1 protein-coding gene is annotated in these 1,551 nt (G+C 50.9%); it reads left to right on the top strand.

Annotation, left to right across the window (positions count from 1 at the left end):
• Window positions 1-1,380: tail fiber domain-containing protein (locus P353_RS29400; RefSeq protein ID WP_157839659.1), on the top strand; the 1,380-nt coding region annotated here is incomplete at its 5' end.
• Window positions 1,381-1,551 lie beyond the last annotated feature (171 nt).

Here is a 1,551-nt window from a genome sequence, read left to right as displayed (position 1 = left end):
AAGGAATTTGGGAGGTTTGGTGCTGTGGAGTTGAAGGATTTTTCAACTCACAATGTCGTCTCGTCAGTGGTTGCTGACGGGTGTGTTAATGGTGTCACCTTTGGTTCTGAGACATCGAGCAATCCAACTCTCAATATTCTTTCGAACATCATCGCAAGAAATCCATCTTCTTTCGGGCTTCATGCTGGCGATGGAGACAACAATCTATTCAATGGGGCAATAGTTGACTGCGCGGGATCAGAAGGTACACAGATTGGAGCAATCACAACTGATGGTGAAAACAACGCCTTTACTGACGTATTGATTAGCGGTTTATCAGGGACATCACCAAGTGGCGGCACATATGTTCCATACCCTATAAGGTTTTTGCCTTCTGCGAAGAACAACTACGCTTCAACGTTTGCTCAATACTCCACAGATAATCTGGCTACGTTTGCCCTAGGGGCAGTCAGAAACTTTGTCGAGATAAAGCACCCCGGTAACCGGGTTGATATATTTGACAAATCTTCCTATATAACTGGAAGAGAATCCATAGATGCATCTGCGAACAGCAATGTTTTGCATGCTCCCGCACTGGGCATGTATTTCGGCACTATGTCGGGTCGTTACGAGTGGCGGTACAAGATCGCCACAATGCCTGCCAGTACGCTGTTCTCATCTGATCGATTCAGATTCACAGGCGATGGTGACATCTTTCACGCAATTGGAGGTGGATCCGCCTCTGGCGTGAAGCTGTTTAAATCGAACGGCGAGTACAGAACGCTCTCTTTTGACAGCAGCGACAGGTTGCGTTTGGGCCTGACCAAAACGGCTTGGATTCAATTCGGCACTGACAGTGTGGTCACAAGCCTGGACAACACAGTGGCTTTGGGCCAACCAAGTCTGCGCTATTCTGTGCTGTACGCCGGCACGGGGACAATCAACACATCAGACAGCCGAGAAAAGACTGAGCCCGAGAAAATTTCTGATGAGGTTCTGGATGCTTGGGGCGATGTTCAGTTCATTGCCTACCGGTGGCTGCATATGGTCGCGGAAAAGGGTGATTCTGCTCGAGTGCACTATGGCCTGATCGCACAGCAGGTGCGCGATGCTTTTATTGCCAGAGGGCTGGATGGCACGCGCTACGGGCTTCTCTGCTATGACTCGTGGCCTGATAAGTACGAGTCCGTTCGGGAGTCTCGCTTCAACCAGTCAGGAGTAGAAGAGCTGCATGAAACAGGTGAGCAGCGCTTGGTTCTTGCAGCAGGTGATCGTTGGGGCATACGCCCGGATCAATGCCTTTTCCTTGAGGCTGCGTATCAACGACGTAGAAGCAGCCGCATGGAGATCAGACTGAAACGCCTTGAAGACCTCGGCGGATTAGATCCGTTGCCTCAATAACTGAACCACATAGCCCGCACTGCGGGCTTTTTTCGTGCCTGGGAGGGCTATGGACGATTACGGCAATGAGCTGCCAGCGTTGACAAGGCAGCAGATCAACGACCGGTTTGATAAAGGAAGCGAGCGTATGGCAGCCATAGAGCGAGAGCTGGGGAAGACCCGGCAGGAACT

This window comes from Comamonas testosteroni, from assembly GCF_000761245.1.
Lineage (GTDB): Bacteria > Pseudomonadota > Gammaproteobacteria > Burkholderiales > Burkholderiaceae_C > Comamonas > Comamonas testosteroni_C.
Note: the sequence above shows the minus strand (reverse complement) of the source record. Positions and strands in the feature narration are given on the sequence as shown.